This window comes from Sporofaciens sp. JLR.KK001, assembly GCF_036941055.1.
Classification (GTDB): domain Bacteria; phylum Bacillota; class Clostridia; order Lachnospirales; family Lachnospiraceae; genus Sporofaciens.
Map to the genome: position 1 here is coordinate 152,745 of NZ_JAYMNO010000002.1, position 22,248 is coordinate 174,992.

Consider the following 22,248-nt stretch of genomic DNA (forward strand, 5'->3'; position numbering starts at 1 on the left):
ATTATGGCTGAAAAACACTCATGCGCATATGTGTATGGGTGTTTTTTACTTTCCAAAATAGTCTATACTTCAAAACTTTATCTCTTGGCACCGTTTTGGCACCACTTTCCACTTTTTCACTGTTGTAAAGTTTCAAAAAGGGCTTCCCGATTTCTCGGAAAGCCCCATAAAATCTAGCTTTTTACTAATTACTCGATGATTGTAGCCACGCGCCCAGAACCAACAGTTCTGCCACCCTCACGGATAGCGAATGTAAGACCCTGCTCCATAGCTACTGGATGAATCAGCTCAACTGACATCTCTACGTTATCACCAGGCATACACATCTCTACACCCTCTGGAAGGTTGCAGACACCTGTAACGTCTGTTGTTCTGAAATAGAACTGTGGTCTGTAGTTGTTGAAGAATGGAGTATGACGTCCACCTTCATCTTTTGTCAGAACGTATACCTGAGCGGTAAATTTCTTGTGGCACTTAACTGTACCTGGTTTGATCAAAACCTGTCCTCTTTCGATCTCTGTTCTCTGAACACCACGAAGAAGAGCACCGATGTTATCACCAGCCTGAGCCTCGTCAAGCAGCTTACGGAACATCTCAACACCAGTTACAACAGTCTTTCTTGTCTCCTCATGGATACCGATGATCTCAACTTCATCAGATACATGAAGAACACCACGCTCTACTCTACCAGTAGCAACTGTTCCACGTCCTGTGATAGAGAAAACGTCCTCTACAGGCATCAGGAATGGCTGATCTGTTGCACGCTGTGGATCCGGGATATACTCATCAACTGTAGCCATAAGCTCCATGATCTTATCTCCCCACTCTCCTGATGGATCCTCAAGTGCCTTAAGAGCAGAACCCTTGATAATCGGGCAGTCTGTGAACTCATATTCCTCTAACTGCTCTGTTACTTCCATCTCTACTAATTCAATAAGCTCTTCGTCATCAACCATATCGCACTTGTTAAGGAATACAACGATGTAAGGAACACCTACCTGACGAGAAAGCAGGATGTGCTCTTTTGTCTGAGCCATAACACCGTCAGTAGCAGCAACTACAAGGATAGCGCCGTCCATCTGAGCTGCACCTGTGATCATGTTCTTAACGTAGTCAGCATGTCCTGGGCAGTCAACGTGTGCATAGTGACGCTTCTCTGTCTCATACTCAACGTGTGCTGTAGAAATTGTGATACCACGCTCTCTCTCTTCCGGAGCCTTATCAATGTTCTCGAAATCTACTACCGCGTTACCTTCAACTCTCTCTGCCAGAACCTTTGTAATAGCAGCTGTCAGAGTAGTCTTGCCGTGGTCAACGTGACCGATTGTACCAATATTACAATGTGGTTTGTTTCTTTCAAATTTAGCTTTTGCCATTTTGAATAATCCTCCTTATTACGGTGCCGCTAACGGCATGTTATTATATTTACGTTTACTCGGCTAACATTGATTATATTTCAAATCATACAGTTTTTCAAGCCTTTTCTTACTTAATTAAGCATTTTTATTCGATAATACCTTTTCCTGAACAGATTTCGGAACCGGCTCATATTTCTCGAAGAACATTGAGTAGTTACCGCGTCCCTGTGTTCTGGAACGAAGGTCTGTAGAGTACCCGAACATCTCGGACAACGGAACATATCCGCGTACGATCTTACCGCCGCCTAAGTCGTCCATACCCTCGATTCTTCCGCGCCGGGAATTGATATCACCGATTACGTCGCCCATATATTCCTCCGGCATTGTAACTTCAACCTTCATGATAGGCTCGCACAATATCGGAGCAGCCTTCTTCATAGCGTCCTTAAACGCCAGTGATCCGGCGATGTGGAATGCCATCTCACTTGAATCGACTTCATGGTAAGAACCATCGTATACATTCGCCTTAACGCCTACAACAGGGAATCCTCCAAGGATACCAGCCTGCATAGCTTCCTCGATACCTTCCCCGATCTTAGGGATATATTCCTTAGGAATCGCGCCGCCGACTACTGTAGACTCGAACTTGAATACTTCTTCGCCGTTGATATCCATTGGCTCAAACTTAACCTTACAGTGTCCGTACTGTCCGCGTCCGCCGGACTGCTTCGCGTACTTGCTATCTACGTCAACTGCCTTGGTAAATGCCTCCTTGTAAGCAACCTGAGGTGCTCCTACATTAGCCTCTACCTTGAACTCACGGAGAAGTCTGTCAACGATGATCTCCAGATGAAGCTCTCCCATTCCGGCAATGATCGTCTGACCTGTCTCCTGATCAGTATGCGCACGGAAGGTCGGATCCTCTTCCGCAAGCTTCGCAAGCGACTCTCCAAGCTTGCCCTGGGAAGCCTTGGTCTTCGGCTCGATCGCAAGCTCGATAACCGGCTCCGGGAACTCCATAGACTCTAAGATTACCGGGTGCTGCTCATCACAGATGGTATCACCTGTCGTTGTAAACTTGAATCCGATCGCTGCCGCGATATCTCCGGAATATACCTTGCTAAGTTCTTCTCTCTTGTTAGCGTGCATCTGAAGAATACGTCCGACACGCTCTTTCTTTCCCTTTGTTGCATTCAATACATAAGAACCTGAGTTCATTGTACCAGAATAAACTCTGAAATATGCCAGCTTACCAACGAATGGGTCTGTCATAATCTTAAATGCAAGGGCTGAGAACGGTTCTTCATCAGAAGAATGTCTCTCTGTATCATTGCCATCCGCATCAACGCCTTGAATCGGCGGTATATCAAGCGGTGAAGGCATAAATTCAACCACTGCATCCAGGAGCTTCTGAACTCCCTTATTCCTGTAAGCAGTTCCGCAGCATACCGGAACTGCAGTACACTCGCAGGTAGCTTTTCTTAAAACTGCTTTTAACTCATCAACGGTCGGCTCTTCACCTTCCAGATAAGCCATCATCAGATCGTCATCTAATTCGCAGATCTTCTCAACCAGTTCTGAACGGTAAAGCTCTGCGTCATCTGCCATATCCTCCGGAATATCAACGATTGAGATATCATCTCCCTTATTATCATTGTAGATATAAGCCTTCATCTCGAAGAGATCGATGATTCCCTTGAAATCGTCTTCTTTTCCAATCGGAAGCTGGATGCAGATCGCATTCTTTCCCAATCTGGTCTTGATCTGTTCTACTGCACCATAGAAATTAGCTCCCAAGATATCCATCTTGTTAATAAATGCCATTCTCGGTACATTGTATGTGTCAGCCTGACGCCATACGTTCTCTGACTGCGGTTCAACTCCGCCCTTAGCACAAAATACACCTACTGCACCGTCAAGTACACGGAGTGAACGTTCTACTTCTACCGTAAAATCAACGTGTCCCGGAGTATCAATGATATTGATACGGTGTTCCAACTCACCTTCTTTTGGCTTACAGTTCTCCTGCAGCGTCCAGTGACATGTTGTAGCAGCGGAAGTAATGGTGATACCTCTCTCTTGTTCCTGAGCCATCCAGTCCATTGTAGCGGTACCTTCATGAGTATCACCAATCTTGTGATTAACACCGGTATAATATAAGATACGCTCTGTTGTTGTTGTCTTTCCAGCATCAATATGCGCCATAATACCGATGTTCCTGGTTCTCTCTAACGGATATTCTCTTCCAGCCATTCTTTGCTGCCTCCTAGAATCTATAGTGAGCAAATGCCTTATTTGCTTCAGCCATCTTGTGCATGTCTTCTTTCTTCTTCACAGACGCACCTGTGTTGTTAGATGCATCAAGAATCTCATTCGCCAATCTCTCTTCCATCGTCTTCTCGCCTCTCTTGCGTGAATACAATGTCAGCCAGCGAAGCGCCAGAGCCTGTCTTCTGTCAGCTCTTACTTCGATCGGCACCTGGTAAGTTGCTCCGCCGATACGCCTTGCCTTAACCTCAAGTACAGGCATGATGTTGTTCATAGCCTCTTCGAATACTTCGATCGCCGGCTTGTCGGATTTTGCCGCAACTCTGTCAAATGCTCCATATACAATCTTCTGTGCTACACCCTTCTTGCCGTCTAACATGATGTTGTTGATCAGCTTGGTAACCACTTTATTATTGTATAATGGGTCTGCTAATACGTCTCTTTTCTGAGTATGTCCTTTACGTGGCACGGTCCTTCCCTCCTTAAACATAATTGTGCGGGCCATACGGCTTGCACTGATTAATTCATCGGTACTCACATGTGTCCTCTAATGATACTGTGTAGTGCAATTCTCTATATCTTGCAACTTACTTAATCATAGTTCTGTTTGTGACTACTTAAATTGTAATAAATGAAGTTCTTCTTCTCTTCGTTCTAGCCTTCTAAGTGAAGTTCTTCTTCTCTTCGTTCAGAAGAACAACCTTCACACTAAGCTCACAAATACCTCGCTAAGTGTTCAGGTTTACTTTTTAGCATCTTTCGGCCTTTTAGCGCCGTATTTTGAACGTGCCTGTCTTCTCTTTGCAACGCCTGCTGTGTCGAGTGTACCTCTAACGATATGATATCTGGTACCTGGAAGGTCTTTTACTCTTCCTCCGCGGATCAGGACAACACTATGCTCCTGAAGATTATGTCCTTCTCCCGGGATATAACTTGTTACCTCGATACCGTTAGACAGACGAACTCTGGCAATCTTTCTAAGAGCTGAGTTAGGCTTCTTAGGTGTAGCTGTCTTAACAGCAGTACATACGCCTCTCTTCTGAGGAGCGGATACATCCGTGCTTCTCTTCCTCAAAGAGTTATACCCTTTCTGGAGTGCTGGAGCTGTAGACTTCTTAACAGATGTCTGACGTCCTTTCTTTACTAACTGGTTAAATGTTGGCATTCTCTTTCACCTCCTACGATCATAATAAGTTGCATTCTTGTTACCAATTCCTTCGGGCTGACCTTCGCCCGTCTGCTGCATGGAAACATATTTATACACAAAAAACACGGCGTTTCCGATGCACGCTAGATTAGTTTATTACGAATAGTCTCCCTTGTCAAGGGGTTTTCTATTATTGAACCCATATTTCTTAACAATATCCTGCATAATATCCCATTTCTTCTCCATATCCTCAACCAGCTTGAACTGCGTCCGGCACCGGTCAAGATTGTGCTCTTCTCTGTGGATCTTAAAATACCGGTCCCCCTGGAGATAATCCGTCAGGAAGCGCATACCGCACTCGAAGGTCATCACCTTGGCTCCCATAGGAAGCAGTTCAATCTCCCGGTCCGTAAGCCTTCCAGCGCATCCTTCTATGAAGCCTTTGGCATACAGATCAAACAACTCCATATCACAGGACACTTTCGACAGATCCCTCTCGTCCTCTGCCGCCGTACTTGCGCCGAAACGGATCGAATCCCCGAAGTCATTCATGGCAAGCCCCGGCATAACCGTATCCAGATCGATCACGCAGATTCCTTTCCCCGTCTTATTATCGATCATAATATTGTTAAGCTTCGTATCATTATGTGTTACACGGATCGGCAGCTCTCCCTTCGCCTGGAGGTCCCCGAAATAATCCGCAACCTCCTCTCTGTCCAGAACAAACTGGATCTCATCTCTCACGGAAGCCGCCCGCTCCATCACATCCTCTTCCACTGCCTTCTTGAATACCGCGAATCTCGCCTTAGTATCATGAAACCCTTCGATCGTCTCATTGAGCGTCTCAGCCGGATAATCCGCCAGCATACACTGGAAATTCCCGAACGCCAGCGCGCTCTCATAGAAATGCTCCGGCTTCTCCACCACATCATAGCTGGTAGCATCCGTGATGAACTTATAGGAACGCCAGTAATCACCGTAAGAATCACGGTAATACGGTTTGTTATCGTAGGCAGGGATCACATTCAGCGTCTCCCGCTCCGGATCTCCGCCGTTCTTGATGATCTGTTCCCTCAGAAATGCAGTGACACCCATCACATTCTCCATCAACTCCTCCGGCTTCCCAAAGACGTCCTTATTCATCTTCTGCAGGATGACCTTGATGCTTCCCATGCCGGAGATCTGGAATGTCAGAAGATATGTGTCATTGATATGTCCATTTCCATAGGCACATCCTCTCACAAGCCTTCCGTTATACTGAAAATTAGCAATTACCTCTGCAATCTGAATCGGTGATGCTTCCCCCATTATTCTTCCTCCCATAAATGCATTGGATAGATCCCATCGTCCTTCATCTTCTGAAGCGCTGCAACTACCACTGGTTTATCCTCTTTGTACGTGATCCCATACCACTTATCCGCCGACTTAAGAACAGCCGCCGTTGCCTTCCCTTCTTCCAGGAGACGGCTCACCACCGCCGGAAGGTAATACTCACACTTCATCGGATTGCTTTTAAGCCCTTTGTCAAGAAACGCCGGGAATCCGTCTCTGATCTCATGTAAGATACTCTTCGTAAATCCCCACATATTCATGGACACGACAGCGTCTCCTGAAACTTCCGTCCAGGTCTTGCCGTCATCCTCCGTAAATGCGATCCCGCCATCACGTTTCTCGATCCGTGTCCTCTCCTCGACGCTGATCAGTTCCCCCTGCATATTGATCTCGCAGATGCCGCGTGACACATGTCCATTATCCGTTACCGTATTGCCAAGCAGGTATCCTACCATCGTATAACGGTATTTCTCGTCATCCTCATGTGCTGACAGATAGTCATAGATCAGTCGGAACGCTTCTCTTCCATAATAGTCATCTGCATTGATCACTGCAAACGGCCCGTCAACCTGATCAATACAGCTCAGTACCGCATGCGCCGTTCCCCATGGCTTCACGCGGCCCTCAGGCACCTCATAGCCCGCCGGAATATTCCCGATATCCTGAAATGCATAGGATACTTCCATATATTTCTCGATACGTTTACCAACCTTCTCCCGGAAACCTTCTTCAAATTCCCGCTTAATTATAAAGATCACTTTATCAAATCCTGCCCTTTTCGCGTCATACATGGAAAAATCCATGATAATATGTCCTTCGCTGTCAACCGGGTCCATCTGCTTCAATCCTCCATAACGGCTCCCCATTCCTGCCGCCATGATCACCAATACAGGTTTGTTCATCTTTTTTACCTCCATTTCTTTCTGAACTGTTACAAACCATTTCCATGTATCTGCATTGTATTACAAAGATGTCTAAAAATCTTTATAATATGTTTTACATGATTTGCACTATCTGCACTATCTGCGCTTCCCGTCTTTTCATTTAATCCGAAATACAGTAAAATAAAGTCATACATGTTATTTCAGATAAAGAGGTTACACCATGAGCTACAACGGAATCATACTTAGAAAATCAATATCTATCAGCAAGATCTACAGCATCCACTACTTTGAATATATGAGTGATTTCTCTTTCGAAGGAGAATCCCATGATTTCTGGGAATTCCTCTGTGTTGACAAAGGAGAGGTGATCGTAACGGCAGACACGGAACGTTCCGTCTTAAGGCACGGCGAGATCACCTTTCATCAGCCCAACGAATTCCACAACGTCAGAGCAACCGGAGAGGTTGCCCCTAACCTGGTCGTCATTTCCTTCCGCTGTGAGGACAAAGCAATGGCATTTTTCCGAAGGAAGACACTCAAGATCGACGAAGCAGAACGCAATATCCTTGCCAATATCATCAGCGAGGCAAGACGCTGCTTCGACTGCCGGCTGGATGACCCATACCTGCAGAACATGCCAAGAAAGGAACCGGAGCTGTTCGGCGCCGAACAGTTGATCAGTCTCTATCTGGAGCAGCTTCTGATCCATCTGATCCGCAGATATTCCGATTCCGCAACGCTTCATAAGCAGCTTTCCAATCCCAGGGTGCTCAAATCCACCAAGAGCAAAAGCGATACTGAGATCTTCAACCGGGTCACGGAATATCTGAAAGTCCATATCCACACATCCGTCACCATCGACCAGATCTGCCGCGCTAACCTGATCGGCAGATCCCAGCTTCAGAAGATCTTCAAAGACTGCTGCGGCCTTGGGATCATCGAGTATTTCTCCCTGATGAAGATCAACGCGGCAAAGGAAATGATACGGATGAACCGGCTGAATTTCACACAGATCTCCGAACAGCTTGGCTATTCTTCCATTCACTATTTCTCCCGGCAGTTCAAGAAAGTCACCGGTATGACGCCGTCAGAATACGCACTGTCCATCAAAGCAATGGCGGAGGGAAGCTTCTAGCCCCTCCGCCCTCTCATCTGGTATACTGCTTCCAAGAAGACGCAGCATCTCCTATATAGGATACCATATAATCTCGTTCGCCTTCATCTGAAGGTCAAAACTCGTTCCGTCTCCCTTATATACTGTCGTCTCCTGCGGTTCATAAGTATTATTTACCACGCAGTATTTGCCGTTCTTGGTATAGGCATGCACTTCCACGTTGTAGTTGGTACTGAACCACCGGTGAAGCTCATCTTCCGCGCCGGCAGCCCACAGGATCGCCCGGTACAGAAGCCTGTTGTTCTCGAAGCTGTAGGGAAGTCCGCTGATGTACACGCCCCTCCCCTTGCCGAAGGAATTCGCTGCCAGCTGTACTTCCTTATCCTTCTGGCAGATCACAGTCGTACCGTCAAGCGCGAAGATATTCTTCTTGCCCTCTCCGAAATCAATATCGCCTTTGCAATCCTCCGTGATAAAATGCTCATGCTCCTCCCAGTTATACTTGTCAACATTCAGCGTAAATCCAGTCTCTTCCTCAACACCCAGGACGCCCGACAACTGGAAGAACCGGCCCTGCCACTGATATGCCGCCGGCTCGCCGACTCCGATGAAGCCGCCTCCCCGGTAGACGAATCTCTTGACGGCGGTCACGATCTTCTCATCCTTCCAGTTCTCTCCGCCGGTGTAGGCCGTATTGGCATCTCCCACGTTCAGGATCACGTCAATATCATCCAGGATAGACGGATTCTCCCTGATATCATCGAAGCTGATGAAGCTGACATCAAACGGGGCGCCGCTCAACGCCTCGATCACTCCCGCATAAGAATAATTCTGCTTATAATAGAGCGCATGATGCACCATATGGTTCCCCCACGCGCGCATCTTTCCCCAGCTGTTCAGCACGGCCGCCCGCTTCACGCAATGCGGGACCGTCCCCTTGATATTCTCATACAGAACCCGGAATTCTTCGCAGACCTCCTCTACATAGTCTATAAACTCCGGGAACTCCATCGCAAGCTTCAGATAGCCGCCGTACCCGATACGGTCGATCGGTTTGCGAAGGATCGCCCTTCTTGCCGTCACCCAGTTCACCTTCGCTTCCCTCACAGGATCTCCTCCTTCATGGAAGGTATCCGGGAAGAAATACGGCAGGAACCGGCCTTCCGTATAGCGGACTCCCTCGATATCACTGATCAGCCGCAGGGTCGCACCGTTACCCACACTTCCAACGACTGCATCCAGCCCGATCTCTTTGAATTCATCCATGAAAGGTTCCATTCCGATCCAGTGGTCTCCAAGGAACATCATCGCCTCTTTTCCGTATTCGTGCGTGATGTCCACCATCTCTTTGGCAAGCTTTGCGACCTCTCTTCTCTGGAAATCCTGAAAATCCCGGAACTCTCTGGACGGGATCCGGTAGGTATTGTTCATATATCCCTGATCGATAATATACTCCGGCCGGAACGGATATCCTGCCTCCCGCTCGAACTGCTCCAAGATATACGGACTTACCGACGCCGAATATCCGTACCAGTCCACATATTTCTCTCTGGCAAACTCATCGAAAATCAGTGTAAACTGATGGAAGAATGTAGTATAGCGAATCACATCAATATGCGGATTATCCGCAATATACCGCCGCAGACGCTTCATGGAGAATTCCCTGGTCTTCGGCTGGCGCACATCAAACGTGATCTGCTTCTCCACATCCTGCCAGTCATTGGTCACCGCATTGTACATATGCACCGGATCCCACATAATATAGGCAAGGAAGCTCACCGTATAATCATGGAATTCATCCGCATGTGTGATCACTACATCACCTGCCGCCTCTTCATAATGCCATCTGGCCGCGGCGCCGTCCGCACCGCATATCCTTGTGCCGTCCTTCTCGTCTGCAGGTACGGCCAGACCTGTGGTACGGTCTATGACCTCCCACCATCTCCGGATATCGTCCCGCGAATTTACTGCCAGCATATCCGGATACAGATGGTTCATCAAATGAATCCTTAAGGTATCCTCCGCCGCATTATAAAACGGCGTCATGATATACATCTGCTGAATCTCTTCCGGGTGGGCCTTCGCCCACTCGTTATCTTTCCTTGTAGTATAGTAAGTCGAATACACCTTAGCATCCACAGCCTTAAGCTCTTCCGGATATTCCGTTCCGTCGCAGTCACGGATCGCGTCTGCTCCCCAGCGCTTCACAAGTTCCAATGTCTCCGGAACCACATCTACATCTGTCGGGATCGTAACCCGCCCTCTCCTATGATTATCCATATTCTTACCTCTTTTGACCCGTTTACAGGCTCCCTTTACTGAGGGATCTTAGATAACGCCGCCGCGTCCGCTACCAATGTTACATCTCCATGCATCTGAAGGATCGAAGCCGGAACCGCCGGAGTCACAGGCCCAAAGAACGCCTTCGCCACAATATCCGCCTTGTCCTCTCCGCTGACAACAAGCAACACCTTCTTCGCACGCATGATCGTCCCGATCCCCATGGTATACGCCTGCTTCGGAACATCATCTGCCGAAGCGAAAAACCTCTTATTCGCCTCGATCGTACTCTCCTGCAGATCTACACAGTGCGTCACCTTATCAAACGCATCTGCCGGCTCATTGAATCCGATATGCCCGTTATGGCCAAGACCCAGAAGCTGCAGATCCACCCCGCCAAGAGACTCGATCAGTTCCTCATATCTCGCACACTCCTTGTCGCTGTCCGGTTCCATTCCATCCGGGAGGTTCGTGTTAGCCGGATCAATATTCACCTTGTCAAACAGGTTCTCATGCATGAAGTAATAATAGCTCTGGTCATTGGTACGGGGAAGTCCCTTGTACTCGTCCAGATTCACCGTCTTCACATTGGAAAAGTCCAGATTCCCCTCCTTATACAGAGAAACCAACCTCTCATAAGTTCCGATCGGTGTAGATCCCGTCGCCAGTCCCAGTACGCAATCCGGCTTCAAGATCACCTGTGACGCGATAATATTCGCCGCCTTTCTGCTCATCTCCTTGTAATCTGCTGCTTTGTAGATCTTCATGAATATACCCTCCTGATTATCCTTTCTTTGTTTTATATCCACCCCTGCATAAGGGGAATATAATAAATGTGCGTCCGCATCCTTGTGCTCGCCGATCCTTGCCTCGCCGAAATATTCCGGCATGTGGAAGCTTGGAATCTCTGACCGGATCGGGAAACAGGATGCATAATGCTCAATAGCCTTCGACTCTGATATCTTATAAAAATTGCAGGTGAATCTGCTTCCTATCCCAAGATTCAGAGATCCATAGACATTCTCCAGCACCTGAATCGGAATAAAAATCGAAAAACTCCAATGATCCTCCTCTATCGCCGCCGTGCAGCCAAACAGGTCCAACTCTTCTTTGGAAAAATATGTCCTGTATGTACGCCCGCTGCCATACGCCGCCAACAGCGCGCCGTTCGCATTCGCCTCAAAATTAAGATAAACCGCCGTCTCACGTCCGCCTCTCTGAGGTTCAAATTGGAGAAATGCTTCCATTGCACTGTCCCTGTAAACAGGGTCCAGAAAATTCTCATATGTGCGGAGCGGTTCACTCTCCTCACATACCATCTTCAGATAGAACCCTTCATCCGGAACAAAACCCAGATATCCGTACGTCCTTGGAATAGCCTTCGTTCCCCACAGCAGATGCTCCACATGAAACGGCCTTACATTCTCCAGTTCCTTATTACTGCTAATTACTTCTACTATCATAGACAATCCCTTTAACAGTCCTTTCCCTAATCATTCCCTACTGTTAATGTACCAAAAAAGGCTGCTAAAAGCAAGGGCAGACCGTCAGAAACGGATAATTTTGCCATGCAGGTATCAAAAAGGCTGCCGCCCGGTTAATACCCGGCGCGGCAGCCCTTATACCATACAAGTATTCGCTTAATCCTGTACGTATGGCATCAGAGCGATGTGACGTGCTCTCTTGATCGCTACCGTCAGCGCTCTCTGATGCTTCGCACAGTTACCCGTGATCCTTCTCGGAAGGATCTTACCTCTCTCAGAGATATATTTCCTTAACTTTGCTACATCCTTGTAATCAATCTCATTATTCTCCTTGCCGCAGAATACGCATACTTTCTTTCTTCTGCGTCCGCCGCCTCTTCTCTTGAAGCCGCCTTCCGGGCGATTACCTTTATCGTAAGCCATGGTGTTCAACTCTCCTTTCACATATGATATCAACTAAATGGTAATTCTTCATCAATTCCATCCGGAATATTCATGAAGCCGTCACCTGCATCCGATACCGGAGCCGGTGCTGGTGCCGGTGTGGGAGCAGAACGATATCCTCCGGCATTGGCGTCACTGACAGCCTTGCTCTCGGCAAATTCCTGTTCTTCTACGACAATATCCGTCGTGTATACCTTCACGCCGTCCTTGTTGGTATAGCTTCCGGTCTGGATCCGCCCTGTGATCACAACCTTCAAGCCCTGACGGTAAAATCTCTCGGCATGCTCTGCCTGTCTTCCAAAAGCAACACAGTTGATAAAATCTGCGGTTGCTTCTCCGTCACGCTTAAATCTGCGGTCAACGGCCAGCGTAAATCTGGCGATCGCCAACGGATTCTCTCCTCCCTGTGAGTATCTCACTTCCGGATCTCTTGTCAAGCGTCCCATCAAAATTACTTTATTCATATAATTACCTCTACTTCCCGCTTATGCTTCCTGTCTAACGCATAAATATCTGATCACGTTGTCCATGATGCGGATTCTCTGTTCAATCTCACCCGGGACATCAGCTTCAGCATCGAAGTGGATGAAATAGTAGTATGCTTCTCTCATCTTCTGAATCTCGTAAGCCAGTCTTCTCTTACCCCATTCATCGACATCAGAGATCTGGCCGCCGAAACGCTCTACTAAAGCCTTCACTTTCTCGACTACCTGTGCTCTCTCGTCATCTTCGATCTTTGCACTGACAACAACAGCTAATTCATATTTGTTCATGTCGCCTTTGCACCTCCTTCTGGTCTTTTGGCCCCCGCTCAGCTTATGTGGGAGCAAGGATATATTGTATCACGGATTAATATGATACCATAACAGCGAGCTTGTTTCAAGCTTTTTTGCGCAAATCCTTCGTGTTTTTTTCGACAAGCTTGCGTGCGATCATGATCTGATGCCCGCAGCCCAAACATTTCAACCGAAAATCCGCACCCACCCTCAGGATCTCCCATTCCTTACTTCCGCACGGGTGCTGCTTCTTCAATGTAACGATATCTCCAACTTCGTATGTGTAATCATTCTTCATCATTGACCGCCCTCTTTCACTCTTTCACTCTCACGCCCCTGACTACGAACCGATGATTATCGCTGGCACTGGTACAGGTCGACAATGTAACGATCGTGTCGCTGGTCGTCACCTCGATCCCTGTATCATATAAGGATACCTGCTTCGTCATATTCAGGAAATTCTGATACTCTTCCTCCGTATTAAACTCGGTAAGATACGTATCCGAAGTGTCCAGCACCTCGCCCATGGAATAGATGTGGTATATCAGCTCCTGTCCGTCCGGCGTATAGATATAGAAATACGGATTCGCCTCCCAGAACGCCCGATCCTCATAATCCTGCAGATGCCGGAACATGGAGCCGTCCTTCATTCTGTGTCCGTATATGATCGAGTTCTGATCCCGGAAGTTCGGGTTGTTCTCCACATTCAAGAAGATCGTCCCCAGAGAATTATCATTTGCAGAGAACGTCTTGTGCAAATATTCCTGATTATCCTTCCCCTGGACGATCGGATAATTGATGATCGCCGGTTCCGGATCGAAACGGATCCAGCCGATGGTATCGGAATTAAGCGCCATCAACTCGTCGAAATTCACCTGGTATCTCGGCTGATTCCCGGCATCATCCCCGCCGTCGTCTTTCGTCTCGATCGCAAGATCCCGAATCTTATCATATTCGCTTCTCCCGTCATAATAGCCCTTACCGATCTTGAACAACTGATATGCAGACACGGCAAATACTGCCAGCGCCACGATCAGGATCAAGTTCGACACAATGCCCTTCCCCTTCTTGCCTTTTCCCTTCCTTCGGCGGCCCCTGTGCGGCCCCTCCGCCGAATCTGCTCCTCTGGACGTCCGTCTGCCGCCGCCTGCAGGATTACCGTTCCTCTTTCTGACTTCTCCCATATCATACACTCCTCTATATCATTTCTGCTCCATGATCTCTACGATCGTCTTCTCTGTCTCGACCATTCCCGGAGATGCGATCATCCCCATATGCCTCATGGTATCCTCCGGCGTCTTCCCGTTGATTCCATGGATCTCTCCGATACATACGCCGTCCAGCGCCAGATCCACAGACCTGAACGCCGCATCCACTGCCACGATCCCTTTCATCGTGCAGCCGTGGTTTCCTCCGTCGCAGATCATACCGGTCAGGCCGCTCGCCATATTCTGGATCACCCTGCCTGCCGCCGCCTCGTCTGCGCCCCTCATATATGCCAGACCGCATGCCATCCCCGTTCCTGCCGCGATCCCGCACCCGCAGAATGCCGACAGTCTTCCCGAATACTCCTTGATATACATTGTAATCAAGAAACTTAGCGCCGCTGCCCGCAGGAGAACCGATCCGTCCGCCGCACCCTTCTCCCTTGCCGGAAGACCATAGGGACCTTCACCCGGACAGCCCGCCGTCCGATACCATGCCAGCAGCGGCATCGTCGCGATAATGCCGTGAGCCCCGCTCCCTGTAATACTCATTGCCGGCCTGCTAAGCCCTAATACTCTCGCCTCAATCGCTCCGTTACATAATAGCTGCGCTGTCCGGAGAGGATGCTCCGATATCACCTTACCGCCGTTCTCTTTCAGAAGCCGCTTCGTGATCACTGTCCGGTCAGATGCCAGCCCTTCCTCCAGCAATTCCATATTCATGGCAAAAGCATCCTGTATGAAATCAATCTCCTCTTCCGGCACCTCGTTGACATAACTCAATATATCACGCAGAGAATACCGATGAATCATCGGTATATCCTTGTCTTCGCACACTCTGTCTGCATCAGTTCCGCCCTGGTCAAAGCTTCTTTCTCCTGCACCGCCGTTATATGCATCAGAACTTTCACCGATCCGCTCCCCATTCTTCTCTATAGCCACAATATTCGTATGGCTGTCCCGGATATGTACCGCACACCATTCCTGATCCGTCTCTACTTCCGCATCAATCGTGATATTGGAACCGATATGATCCATAACTACCTCGACCGCGCCGTCATCCACCAGACGCGACGCTCTCTCGTCATCTTCCGGGGTAATCTCTGCCAGAGACTCCAACCCCCGGCCTGCATCAGCAGCCACCGCTCCTAACGCCGCCGCATAGAGATTCCCGAACCTGGCCGAATTCGGGATCCCGCAGGTATAGGCATTCTTATACATACCCGAATTAAGCGCCACGCGGACCTTCTTAACCTCACCTTGAATCCGCGCCCTGGCGCTTGCCACCGCAAAAGCAATCGCCCCCGGCTCCGTCACCCCCAGCGCCGGTTTCATATCATCTTTGATCAATCTTGTTAATCTGTCCATTTCTCTAACTCCGCCAATCATTTACTGTATCCCAACCTGCTTTCTATTATAGCACGAACCGATCTGTGTATAAAGACTTTAAAAACTTTATATATTTTTTATCCGCAATTTATTGACTTTCTCCTTTCCCCGCGTATGATTATAAATAAGTTTAGGAGGTTGATTCACTTGAAAGAAAAATTAATTCGCTTTATGTACGGACGCTACGGAATGGATTCTCTGGGCAAATTTACAATTATTACCGGTGTGGTCTCCATGGTGCTTGCAGGCTGGAATCACAGCATGATCCTGTCGCTTGTATCCTGGTTCTGCATCATCTATTCTTATTTCCGCATGTTTTCACGGAATATCTACAAGCGCTCTTCGGAGAACCAATGGTATCTGAACAAAACATATAAGCTGCGGACCGCCGTTTACCGGCAGAAGAACCTGATGATACAGCGCAAGACCCACCACATCTACAAATGTCCGGCCTGCCGGCAGAAGATCCGCATCCCGAGAGGCAAGGGACGCATAGAGATCCGCTGCCCGAAATGCAGCGCAACCTTTATCAAGAACAGCTAATGAGGATAACTACATGTTTGGATATATCGCAATCAACAAGGCCGAGATGAAATTCAAAGATTATGACGTATATCACTCCTACTACTGCGGACTCTGCAAGCGTCTGAAAGAATCTTACGGCATCCGCGGACAGCTTACTTTATCTTATGATATGACCTTTCTCATCGTACTTCTGACCGGGCTGTACGAACCGGATACCAGGGAAGTAACGGTGAACTGCATCGCGCACCCTCTGGAAAAGCACCTGGCCAGAACCAACGAATACACGGATTACGCCGCCGCCGTCAATCTCATCCTCTCTTATTTCAAATGCAAGGACGACTGGGAAGACGAACGCAGACGGCGGCGTTACATCGAAGCCCGGCTCTTATATCCTCATATGAGAACGATCCAGCAGCAATACCCCCATAAAATTGCGGCCGTATCGGATAATCTCCGAAGACTGTCCGAGCTGGAACGGCAGAACGAACAGAACATTGATCTGATGGCGGGAATCTTCGGCAATATTATGTCAGAGATCTTCGCCTGCCGCAGGGACGAGTGGGAACCTTCTCTCCGAAAGATCGGTTTCTTCCTGGGCAAATTCATCTATCTGATGGATGCTTACGAGGATGTAGAAAAGGATATCGCAGCAGGAACCTATAACCCTTTCAAAGAAGCGTATCAGAAAGACTCGCTTTTTGCAGAAAACAGCCGACATCTGCTGACCCTGATGATGGCGGAATGCTCCCGGGAATTCGAGAAGCTGCCGATTCTTCTGCATGTTGACATTCTTCGCAATATATTGTATTCTGGCGTGTGGTGCCGTTACACAGAAGTAACATCACGGCGCTGAGTTTGCCATACCCAACCGGGTAAGATCATTCAGTCAGTTTCAGGAGTATAACCATGATAAATCCATACAGCGTCTTAGGCGTATCACAGAGCGCCTCAGATGAAGAGATCAAAAAAGCATACAGAAGCTTAAGCCGCAAATACCACCCTGACGCCAACATCAACAATCCCAACAAGGATCAGGCCGAAGCGCGGTTCAAGGAAGTTCAGCAGGCGTATCAGCAGATCATGCAGGAACGTGAATACCAGACTTCCGGCAGCGCCCAGGACGGTTATGATCCGTCGGGTGATTTCGGCGGATTCGGCAGCTTCGGCGGGTTCGGCAGCTTCCGCGGCTTCAGCGGACAGTACCGTCAGGCAGACGCCGGTCCCACCGAATCGGAAGATGACCTTCATATGAAGGCAGCCAGCAACTTCATCAACAGCCGTCATTACCGGGAAGCTCTGAACCTCCTTAACGGGATCAGAGACCGGAACGCACGCTGGTTCTATTACAGTGCGCTTGCCAATTCCGGCATCGGCAACAACGTAATCGCACTGCAGCATGCCCAGGAAGCGCTCCGCCTTGAACCCAATAATTTCCAGTATCAACTTCTGGTCAACCGTTTCCAGAGCGGCGGAAGCTGGTATCAGCGGCAGCAAGACCCCTACGAGACTACATACACCGTCGGAAGCAGTTGGTGTACGAAGCTTTGTATCGCCAATATCCTGTGCAATCTGTGCTGCGGCAGCGGAATGTGCTGCGGAGGCGTACCGGGCGGTTATATCTAAATCATTTCCCCACGATCCAGGAAAGGAGGCCAGGCCATGATCGAATATCTTGTACTGTATCAAAGTGAATCCGGCAATACGAAGAAAATAGCCGCAACTATCTTCTCCCATCTTCCGGGCACCTCAAAAGATCTGATCGATATCACAACCGACAAGACGATCCCGGAAGCAAAGGTCTACTTCATCGGATTCTGCGTACACCGGGGTTCCTGCAGCATGGCCGTCAGCGACTTCCTAAGCGGATTAAGCGGCAAGCAGATCGCCCTCTTCGGAACCTGCGGGATGGGCGATTCGCCCGAGTATTACAGCGCCATTGAGTACAGCGCCAACGCGTGGATCGAATCCGACAACGACTATCTGGGCGCATTTATCTGCCAGGGCAAGATGCCCCACCGGGTCCGCCAGAAATACGAAGCCCTGCGCACCGACAAGAACGCCTCACAGATCAACCTGTGCATCCGCAACTTCGACGCGGCGCTGACACATCCCGACAGTCTGGACCTCGAACACGCCAAGGTATTTGTGGAAAAGATATTGCGGAAGATAAAAGCAGAGGATTAGTACCGTAACGTACCGAATCCTCTGCTTATTTCATGCATTATTCCCGCGAGCAACGAGCCAAGCGGGCATGCTTGCATGCACATTTGGCGACTGCCGCGAGGGTCAAATACCCCGCTGCTCTGCAGCGTTGCAAATTTGATGCCCCGTTGCTTGCAGCGGGGTATTTGACTCAAAAATGTACACGCAAGCACATCCTGTCAGTCCGCTGCCTGCGGGAATCAAATCGGAAGCTCCAGATAGATATCCTTGCCTTCCTTGATGGAAATGATCACCTTGCCGCCCCTTATCGTAGTGACTGCTCCCTGTACGCTCATCTCTGCTGCCGGCGCCGCGGCTTCTTCTGTCTCTTCCGTCGCGTCATCTTCTGCCGCGTCCTTGAAGCCTTCCACATTCTCGGCCGTCAGCGGGCATAAGGAATCGCTCGTCTTTGTTAACTTTGCTCCCAACACCTGACCGATCGTCAGACATCCGTCCAGATTCAGCAGCCCTGAATCAACCAATTCATCAAAGATCGCCGGATCTTCCAGATTCGCCGCCTCGATCGTGATACCTTCCTCTGCTCTGCAGCATAATACTGCCGGATCATTTGCATGTGCCTTTGCGGTCTCCGCTGTAATAGACATACTGATATACCTCCTCTTTCATGTATCCTACCTTCCCGTTAGTTTCAGTATATCCGTCCTGCGTCTCAAATTCCAATCACTTTTCCGCATGAACATGTGATTTATATTTGTATTATCTATAAATCCCGTTATGCTTCCCTTATCAGATATTCTCCGTGTATCTGCATGTGGGATACCCGCTGCAGCCCCAGAACTCACCGAACTTCCCGCTGCGCTTCTTAAGGAACTGCCCGCACTTCGGACAAGTTCTCGTATTCGCCTTCACCGCCGGAGATTCCAGTTCCTTCCCCAGCATCTCGAACACCTTCTGATTCATACGGCAGTCCGCAAGCGCACGGTGCGCCCCGTCTGCTGATATGTGATAATGGGACGCCAGATCCACCAGCTTATAATGGGACAACTGCCAAAGACACTGCCTGGCAAGCGTCAGCGTATCTATGTAGTCATTCGCGATCGTCTTCCCCCAATAATTTTCTGCGTCCCGCCAGATAAACTTCATATCAAACGTGTGTATGTTATGTCCCACCAGGACCATGCCTCCGATGAATTCATTGAACTTCGCCAGCGCATCCTTGAACACCGGCGCATCCTTCACCATGCTGTCGTAGATGTTATTGACCTGCGACGCATAGAACGGAATCGGGCATTCGGGGTTGACCAGAGTCGAGAATTCATCCTCGACCCTGCCCTTCTTCACCTTGACCGCCGAGATCTCTATGACTGCGTCGCTGTTAGAATTCGTCCCGGTCGTCTCCAGGTCGAAGACCACGTAATCCGGCATATATTTATCAAGCTTTCTTCCTCGTTTTTCTCCAAGCATCTTCTCTTCTCCTTTAAGGTACACTTAGCTTCTTATGTGCTTCAAAAGCTATTATACACTTATTTGGATTCAATTGAAAGATGTTTATACGCGCTCTATATCGATCCCCAGGCTTATGAATTTGTTGTATGTTTCATCCGGCAGTTCTACCCCTGTAATGATCTTGTCGATCTGGTCAAGGCTTGCAAATGAACCGAAGGATACCGACTCGATCTTGCCGTGATCTACAAGAAGAATCACTTCATGGGATGACGCGATCATAGACTGCTTAATCTGAACCTCATCAAAATTCGTGATCATGACGCCGTTTTTTATATTCACCGCATCACAGGATATGAATGCCTGATTGAAATTCAAATCCCTGATCATCTTCTCCACCATACTGCCGATCACCGTAAAAAATCCGCCCCTGATCATTCCCCCGCCGATCATCATAACATCCAGATCGTCGCATTTTGCCAGAGAGACAGCATTTCGGACATCACACGTCGCAACGACAAGCTGTTTAAATCGATTCATCTCTTCGGTCAGATGCAGGATCGTTGTGCCGGAGTCCAGCACGATCGTTGTACCTTCCGAGATCAGCTCGCTCGCCCGCTTTGCAATCCGTCTTTTCTCGTCTTCATTTATCATAATCTTCTCATCATAGGACGGCTCATATTTCGTACTTTCCGTATTGCGCTGCATAACTCCGCCGCGGACGATCTTCAGATTGTCACTGTCAGACAATAATGACAGATCTCTGCGCACAGTCGCTTTAGATACATTCAGCGCTTTCATTAATTCTTCTGTGGAAGCGTATTTGTGCTCCATCACATACCGCTCAATACATTCCAGTCTCTCATTTCTGATCATAAGCCAATCCCTCTCATCAACTATATTACCGTATCAGTCTCGGTGCATAATCTCTCTCGTCGCCAGATACAGATCCGTGTATTTCTTCTTCAACGGACGGTATAATTCATGATTTTCCATATCTGGTTTCACAGCTTTTCGTATCTTGATAATCTCATTCACTTCATCGGGAGTCCGAAAAACCTTCACGCTCAGTGCGGCAAGCAGCGCGTCTCCGTATGCCGCCCCGATCGTTTCTTCTGCTTCCTTCTGTTCTCTGCCGCAGATATCCGATACGATCTGGATCCATTTCTCATTTTTCGTGCCGCCGCCTACTGCCATTACCTTCTTTGTCTCTATCTTCCGCTCTTCAAACACATCAAAATGCTGCGCTATTCCGTATCCGATCCCTTCCAGGCATGCCTGGTAAATATGTTCCCTTGTATGAAGGACATTCAGGCCGAATATCACTCCCTTTGCCTTCACATCATTGATCGGAGTCCGTTCTCCTGAGAAATAGGGCAGAACGATCACTCCCTTTGATCCTGCCGGAATATCCTCTGCTCTCTTCGCCAGCTCCTCATACGCATTCTGCCCGCGCTCTTCTGCCTCTGCCGCCACGTCTCTTGCGAACTGCTCTTTATACCATCTGGTAAGCGTCCCCGAAGTTGACATTCCCGCCGCCATAGAATATGTGCCCGGGAACAGATAAGGCCCCGCCCATAATCTTCTGTCATTGGTAAAATTTTCCACCACATGAATAATAAATATGGAAGAACCATACATAACCATCATATCGCCCGGTTTCATTACGCCCACGCTGAAAGCTTCCGCAGACGCGTCAGCCGTTCCCGTAATCACCTTCGTATGAACACTAAGCCCGGTCTCGGCAGCCGCAGCAGGCGTTACGGTTCCGATCACTTCATCCGACCATCTGCATTCCGCCAACTGATCCCGGCGGCAAAACAGCGACAGGTCTTCTTCCCAATCCTGCTTCCCGATGTTGTACATCGGCGTCCAGCATGCTGCCGTATAACGGTCTATCACAAATTCACCGGTCAGTTTCGCTGTTAAGTAGGTACTTCCTGTAATAAATTTATATGTCTTCGTATAGATATCCGGTTCATGGTTCTTTATCCAGAGTAATTTCGCACCGGCTGACTGAGACGTGATCGGCGTTCCGCACTTTTGGAACAGCTCTTCCTTTCCAAAAGTATTCTCCAGATATTCGATCTCTTCTCCGACCCGGACGTCCACTCCGTACAGGATCGCTTTCCTTAGAGGGCGCAGCTTCTCATCCACCGGCAGACAACAGGGAGCGATCGTACTGCATCCAACCGCCTCGATCTCCTCCGGTTCTATACCCGAATCCTCAATCAGCTTCCTGCTGATCTCACAAAAATCCTTCCACCAGGTTGCCTCGGCATCATGTTCAGCATATCCCGGCTTCGGCGTCTCCATAACATGCGGACAGGAGTAAGTCATAATGACCTTACCCCGTTCGTCTATGACAGCCCCCTTGCTCTCATATGTCCCTATATCTATCCCCATAAAATACCTTGTTTTCATAATCATTATACC

General features: G+C 48.7%; 23 protein-coding genes and 1 pseudogene. 5 read left to right on the plus strand and 19 right to left on the minus strand.

All coding sequences use genetic code 11. From position 1 onward, the window contains the following. Window positions 1-188 precede the first annotated feature (188 nt). From tuf to VSQ62_RS25960, 6 genes are all read right to left on the minus strand, one after another. Window positions 189-1,376, minus strand: a complete 1,188-nt coding sequence (tuf, locus tag VSQ62_RS25935) for an elongation factor Tu (protein WP_334637946.1) — start codon at window positions 1,374-1,376, stop codon at window positions 189-191. Between the two features lie 117 nt (window positions 1,377-1,493). After that, entirely contained in the window at window positions 1,494-3,611 is a 2,118-nt protein-coding gene (fusA, locus tag VSQ62_RS25940) for an elongation factor G (protein ID WP_334637947.1), read from the minus strand. 13 nt (window positions 3,612-3,624) lie between these two features. Then, window positions 3,625-4,095 (minus strand): 30S ribosomal protein S7, encoded by a 471-nt coding sequence (rpsG, locus tag VSQ62_RS25945; RefSeq protein WP_334637948.1) that lies wholly within the window; start codon window positions 4,093-4,095, stop codon window positions 3,625-3,627. Window positions 4,096-4,368: 273 nt separating this feature from the next. Then, entirely contained in the window at window positions 4,369-4,791 is a 423-nt protein-coding gene (gene rpsL / locus VSQ62_RS25950) for a 30S ribosomal protein S12 (protein ID WP_334637949.1), read from the minus strand. 138 nt (window positions 4,792-4,929) lie between these two features. Beyond that, entirely contained in the window at window positions 4,930-6,081 is a 1,152-nt protein-coding gene (locus VSQ62_RS25955; protein ID WP_334637950.1) for a phosphotransferase enzyme family protein, read from the minus strand. After that, window positions 6,081-7,007: a nucleotidyltransferase family protein gene (locus tag VSQ62_RS25960; RefSeq protein WP_334637951.1), complete on the minus strand. Its 927-nt coding sequence runs from the start codon at window positions 7,005-7,007 to the stop codon at window positions 6,081-6,083. The genes VSQ62_RS25955 and VSQ62_RS25960 overlap by 1 nt, the downstream gene beginning before the upstream one ends. A gap of 202 nt (window positions 7,008-7,209) precedes the next feature. Here VSQ62_RS25960 and VSQ62_RS25965 point away from each other — a divergent pair, with 202 nt between their 5' ends. Further along, the gene (locus VSQ62_RS25965; protein ID WP_334637952.1) at window positions 7,210-8,124 is read left to right on the plus strand and encodes an AraC family transcriptional regulator; all 915 of its coding nucleotides are present in this window, start codon (window positions 7,210-7,212) and stop codon (window positions 8,122-8,124) included. A gap of 51 nt (window positions 8,125-8,175) precedes the next feature. Here VSQ62_RS25965 and gnpA read toward each other — a convergent pair whose 3' ends face one another. From gnpA to VSQ62_RS26010, 9 genes and pseudogenes are all read right to left on the minus strand, one after another. Then, complete coding sequence (gene gnpA, locus VSQ62_RS25970; protein WP_334637953.1) at window positions 8,176-10,383, minus strand: 1,3-beta-galactosyl-N-acetylhexosamine phosphorylase; 2,208 nt, start codon at window positions 10,381-10,383, stop codon at window positions 8,176-8,178. Window positions 10,384-10,418: 35 nt separating this feature from the next. Further along, complete coding sequence (gene nagB / locus VSQ62_RS25975) at window positions 10,419-11,150, minus strand: glucosamine-6-phosphate deaminase (RefSeq protein ID WP_334638519.1); 732 nt, start codon at window positions 11,148-11,150, stop codon at window positions 10,419-10,421. 114 nt (window positions 11,151-11,264) lie between these two features. Then, window positions 11,265-11,846, minus strand: a pseudogene (locus VSQ62_RS25980) (carbohydrate-binding family 9-like protein); the annotation flags it as partial. A 177-nt stretch (window positions 11,847-12,023) separates the two neighbouring features. Further along, on the minus strand, window positions 12,024-12,290 hold the full coding sequence (rpsR, locus tag VSQ62_RS25985; protein ID WP_101695879.1) for a 30S ribosomal protein S18: 267 nt from the start codon (window positions 12,288-12,290) through the stop codon (window positions 12,024-12,026). Window positions 12,291-12,319: 29 nt separating this feature from the next. Beyond that, entirely contained in the window at window positions 12,320-12,775 is a 456-nt protein-coding gene (locus VSQ62_RS25990; protein ID WP_334637954.1) for a single-stranded DNA-binding protein, read from the minus strand. Window positions 12,776-12,796: 21 nt separating this feature from the next. After that, entirely contained in the window at window positions 12,797-13,084 is a 288-nt protein-coding gene (rpsF, locus tag VSQ62_RS25995) for a 30S ribosomal protein S6 (RefSeq protein ID WP_334637955.1), read from the minus strand. A gap of 106 nt (window positions 13,085-13,190) precedes the next feature. Further along, a complete protein-coding gene (locus tag VSQ62_RS26000) occupies window positions 13,191-13,385 on the minus strand; it encodes a DUF951 domain-containing protein (protein WP_334638520.1) in 195 nt (64 codons plus the stop codon). Between the two features lie 16 nt (window positions 13,386-13,401). Then, window positions 13,402-14,271 (minus strand): class B sortase, encoded by an 870-nt coding sequence (srtB, locus tag VSQ62_RS26005; RefSeq protein WP_334637956.1) that lies wholly within the window; start codon window positions 14,269-14,271, stop codon window positions 13,402-13,404. A gap of 18 nt (window positions 14,272-14,289) precedes the next feature. After that, complete coding sequence (locus VSQ62_RS26010) at window positions 14,290-15,660, minus strand: L-cysteine desulfidase family protein (protein ID WP_334637957.1); 1,371 nt, start codon at window positions 15,658-15,660, stop codon at window positions 14,290-14,292. A 168-nt stretch (window positions 15,661-15,828) separates the two neighbouring features. On the opposite strand from VSQ62_RS26010, the gene VSQ62_RS26015 reads away from it, so the two are divergent. The 4 genes from VSQ62_RS26015 to bilS are packed head-to-tail and all read left to right on the plus strand — an operon-like array spanning window position 15,829 to window position 18,390. After that, window positions 15,829-16,224, plus strand: a complete 396-nt coding sequence (locus VSQ62_RS26015; RefSeq protein WP_334637958.1) for a zinc ribbon domain-containing protein — start codon at window positions 15,829-15,831, stop codon at window positions 16,222-16,224. A gap of 13 nt (window positions 16,225-16,237) precedes the next feature. Then, window positions 16,238-17,059 carry a DUF5685 family protein gene (locus VSQ62_RS26020; RefSeq protein ID WP_334637959.1) on the plus strand — a complete coding sequence of 274 codons (822 nt, stop codon included), beginning with the start codon at window positions 16,238-16,240 and terminating at the stop codon, window positions 17,057-17,059. 53 nt (window positions 17,060-17,112) lie between these two features. Beyond that, window positions 17,113-17,829, plus strand: coding sequence for a J domain-containing protein (locus VSQ62_RS26025; RefSeq protein WP_334637960.1), 717 nt, complete (start codon window positions 17,113-17,115; stop codon window positions 17,827-17,829). Window positions 17,830-17,865: 36 nt separating this feature from the next. Then, a complete protein-coding gene (gene bilS, locus VSQ62_RS26030; protein WP_334637961.1) occupies window positions 17,866-18,390 on the plus strand; it encodes a flavodoxin family protein BilS in 525 nt (174 codons plus the stop codon). A 218-nt stretch (window positions 18,391-18,608) separates the two neighbouring features. On the opposite strand, the gene VSQ62_RS26035 is transcribed toward bilS, so the two are convergent. From VSQ62_RS26035 to VSQ62_RS26050, 4 genes are all read right to left on the minus strand, one after another. Then, window positions 18,609-19,013 carry a sugar transporter gene (locus VSQ62_RS26035; protein WP_502957842.1) on the minus strand — a complete coding sequence of 135 codons (405 nt, stop codon included), beginning with the start codon at window positions 19,011-19,013 and terminating at the stop codon, window positions 18,609-18,611. Window positions 19,014-19,155: 142 nt separating this feature from the next. Continuing rightward, window positions 19,156-19,833, minus strand: a complete 678-nt coding sequence (locus VSQ62_RS26040; RefSeq protein WP_334637962.1) for a 3'-5' exonuclease — start codon at window positions 19,831-19,833, stop codon at window positions 19,156-19,158. 84 nt (window positions 19,834-19,917) lie between these two features. Next, window positions 19,918-20,688, minus strand: coding sequence for a DeoR/GlpR family DNA-binding transcription regulator (locus VSQ62_RS26045; RefSeq protein WP_334637963.1), 771 nt, complete (start codon window positions 20,686-20,688; stop codon window positions 19,918-19,920). Between the two features lie 33 nt (window positions 20,689-20,721). Beyond that, window positions 20,722-22,236, minus strand: coding sequence for an FGGY-family carbohydrate kinase (locus VSQ62_RS26050; protein WP_334637964.1), 1,515 nt, complete (start codon window positions 22,234-22,236; stop codon window positions 20,722-20,724). Between the last annotated feature and the right edge of the window lie 12 nt (window positions 22,237-22,248).

Bases quoted from the DNA above. Each gene is read 5' to 3' on its own strand.
- bilS (WP_334637961.1), top strand. From the start codon at position 17,866: ATGATCGAATATCTTGTACTGTATCAAAGTGAATCCGGCAATACGAAG.
- VSQ62_RS26010 (WP_334637957.1), bottom strand. From the start codon at position 15,660: ATGGACAGATTAACAAGATTGATCAAAGATGATATGAAACCGGCGCTG.
- gnpA (WP_334637953.1), bottom strand. From the start codon at position 10,383: ATGGATAATCATAGGAGAGGGCGGGTTACGATCCCGACAGATGTAGAT.
- VSQ62_RS26020 (WP_334637959.1), top strand. From the start codon at position 16,238: ATGTTTGGATATATCGCAATCAACAAGGCCGAGATGAAATTCAAAGAT.
- VSQ62_RS26025 (WP_334637960.1), top strand. From the start codon at position 17,113: ATGATAAATCCATACAGCGTCTTAGGCGTATCACAGAGCGCCTCAGAT.
- VSQ62_RS26040 (WP_334637962.1), bottom strand. From the start codon at position 19,833: ATGCTTGGAGAAAAACGAGGAAGAAAGCTTGATAAATATATGCCGGAT.
- nagB (WP_334638519.1), bottom strand. From the start codon at position 11,150: ATGAAGATCTACAAAGCAGCAGATTACAAGGAGATGAGCAGAAAGGCG.
- VSQ62_RS25955 (WP_334637950.1), bottom strand. From the start codon at position 6,081: ATGGGGGAAGCATCACCGATTCAGATTGCAGAGGTAATTGCTAATTTT.
- rpsR (WP_101695879.1), bottom strand. From the start codon at position 12,290: ATGGCTTACGATAAAGGTAATCGCCCGGAAGGCGGCTTCAAGAGAAGA.
- rpsF (WP_334637955.1), bottom strand. From the start codon at position 13,084: ATGAACAAATATGAATTAGCTGTTGTTGTCAGTGCAAAGATCGAAGAT.
- VSQ62_RS26035 (WP_502957842.1), bottom strand. From the start codon at position 19,013: ATGTCTATTACAGCGGAGACCGCAAAGGCACATGCAAATGATCCGGCA.
- VSQ62_RS25960 (WP_334637951.1), bottom strand. From the start codon at position 7,007: ATGAACAAACCTGTATTGGTGATCATGGCGGCAGGAATGGGGAGCCGT.
- VSQ62_RS26050 (WP_334637964.1), bottom strand. From the start codon at position 22,236: ATGAAAACAAGGTATTTTATGGGGATAGATATAGGGACATATGAGAGC.
- rpsL (WP_334637949.1), bottom strand. From the start codon at position 4,791: ATGCCAACATTTAACCAGTTAGTAAAGAAAGGACGTCAGACATCTGTT.
- VSQ62_RS25965 (WP_334637952.1), top strand. From the start codon at position 7,210: ATGAGCTACAACGGAATCATACTTAGAAAATCAATATCTATCAGCAAG.
- VSQ62_RS26045 (WP_334637963.1), bottom strand. From the start codon at position 20,688: ATGATCAGAAATGAGAGACTGGAATGTATTGAGCGGTATGTGATGGAG.
- tuf (WP_334637946.1), bottom strand. From the start codon at position 1,376: ATGGCAAAAGCTAAATTTGAAAGAAACAAACCACATTGTAATATTGGT.
- srtB (WP_334637956.1), bottom strand. From the start codon at position 14,271: ATGGGAGAAGTCAGAAAGAGGAACGGTAATCCTGCAGGCGGCGGCAGA.
- VSQ62_RS25990 (WP_334637954.1), bottom strand. From the start codon at position 12,775: ATGAATAAAGTAATTTTGATGGGACGCTTGACAAGAGATCCGGAAGTG.
- VSQ62_RS26000 (WP_334638520.1), bottom strand. From the start codon at position 13,385: ATGAAGAATGATTACACATACGAAGTTGGAGATATCGTTACATTGAAG.
- fusA (WP_334637947.1), bottom strand. From the start codon at position 3,611: ATGGCTGGAAGAGAATATCCGTTAGAGAGAACCAGGAACATCGGTATT.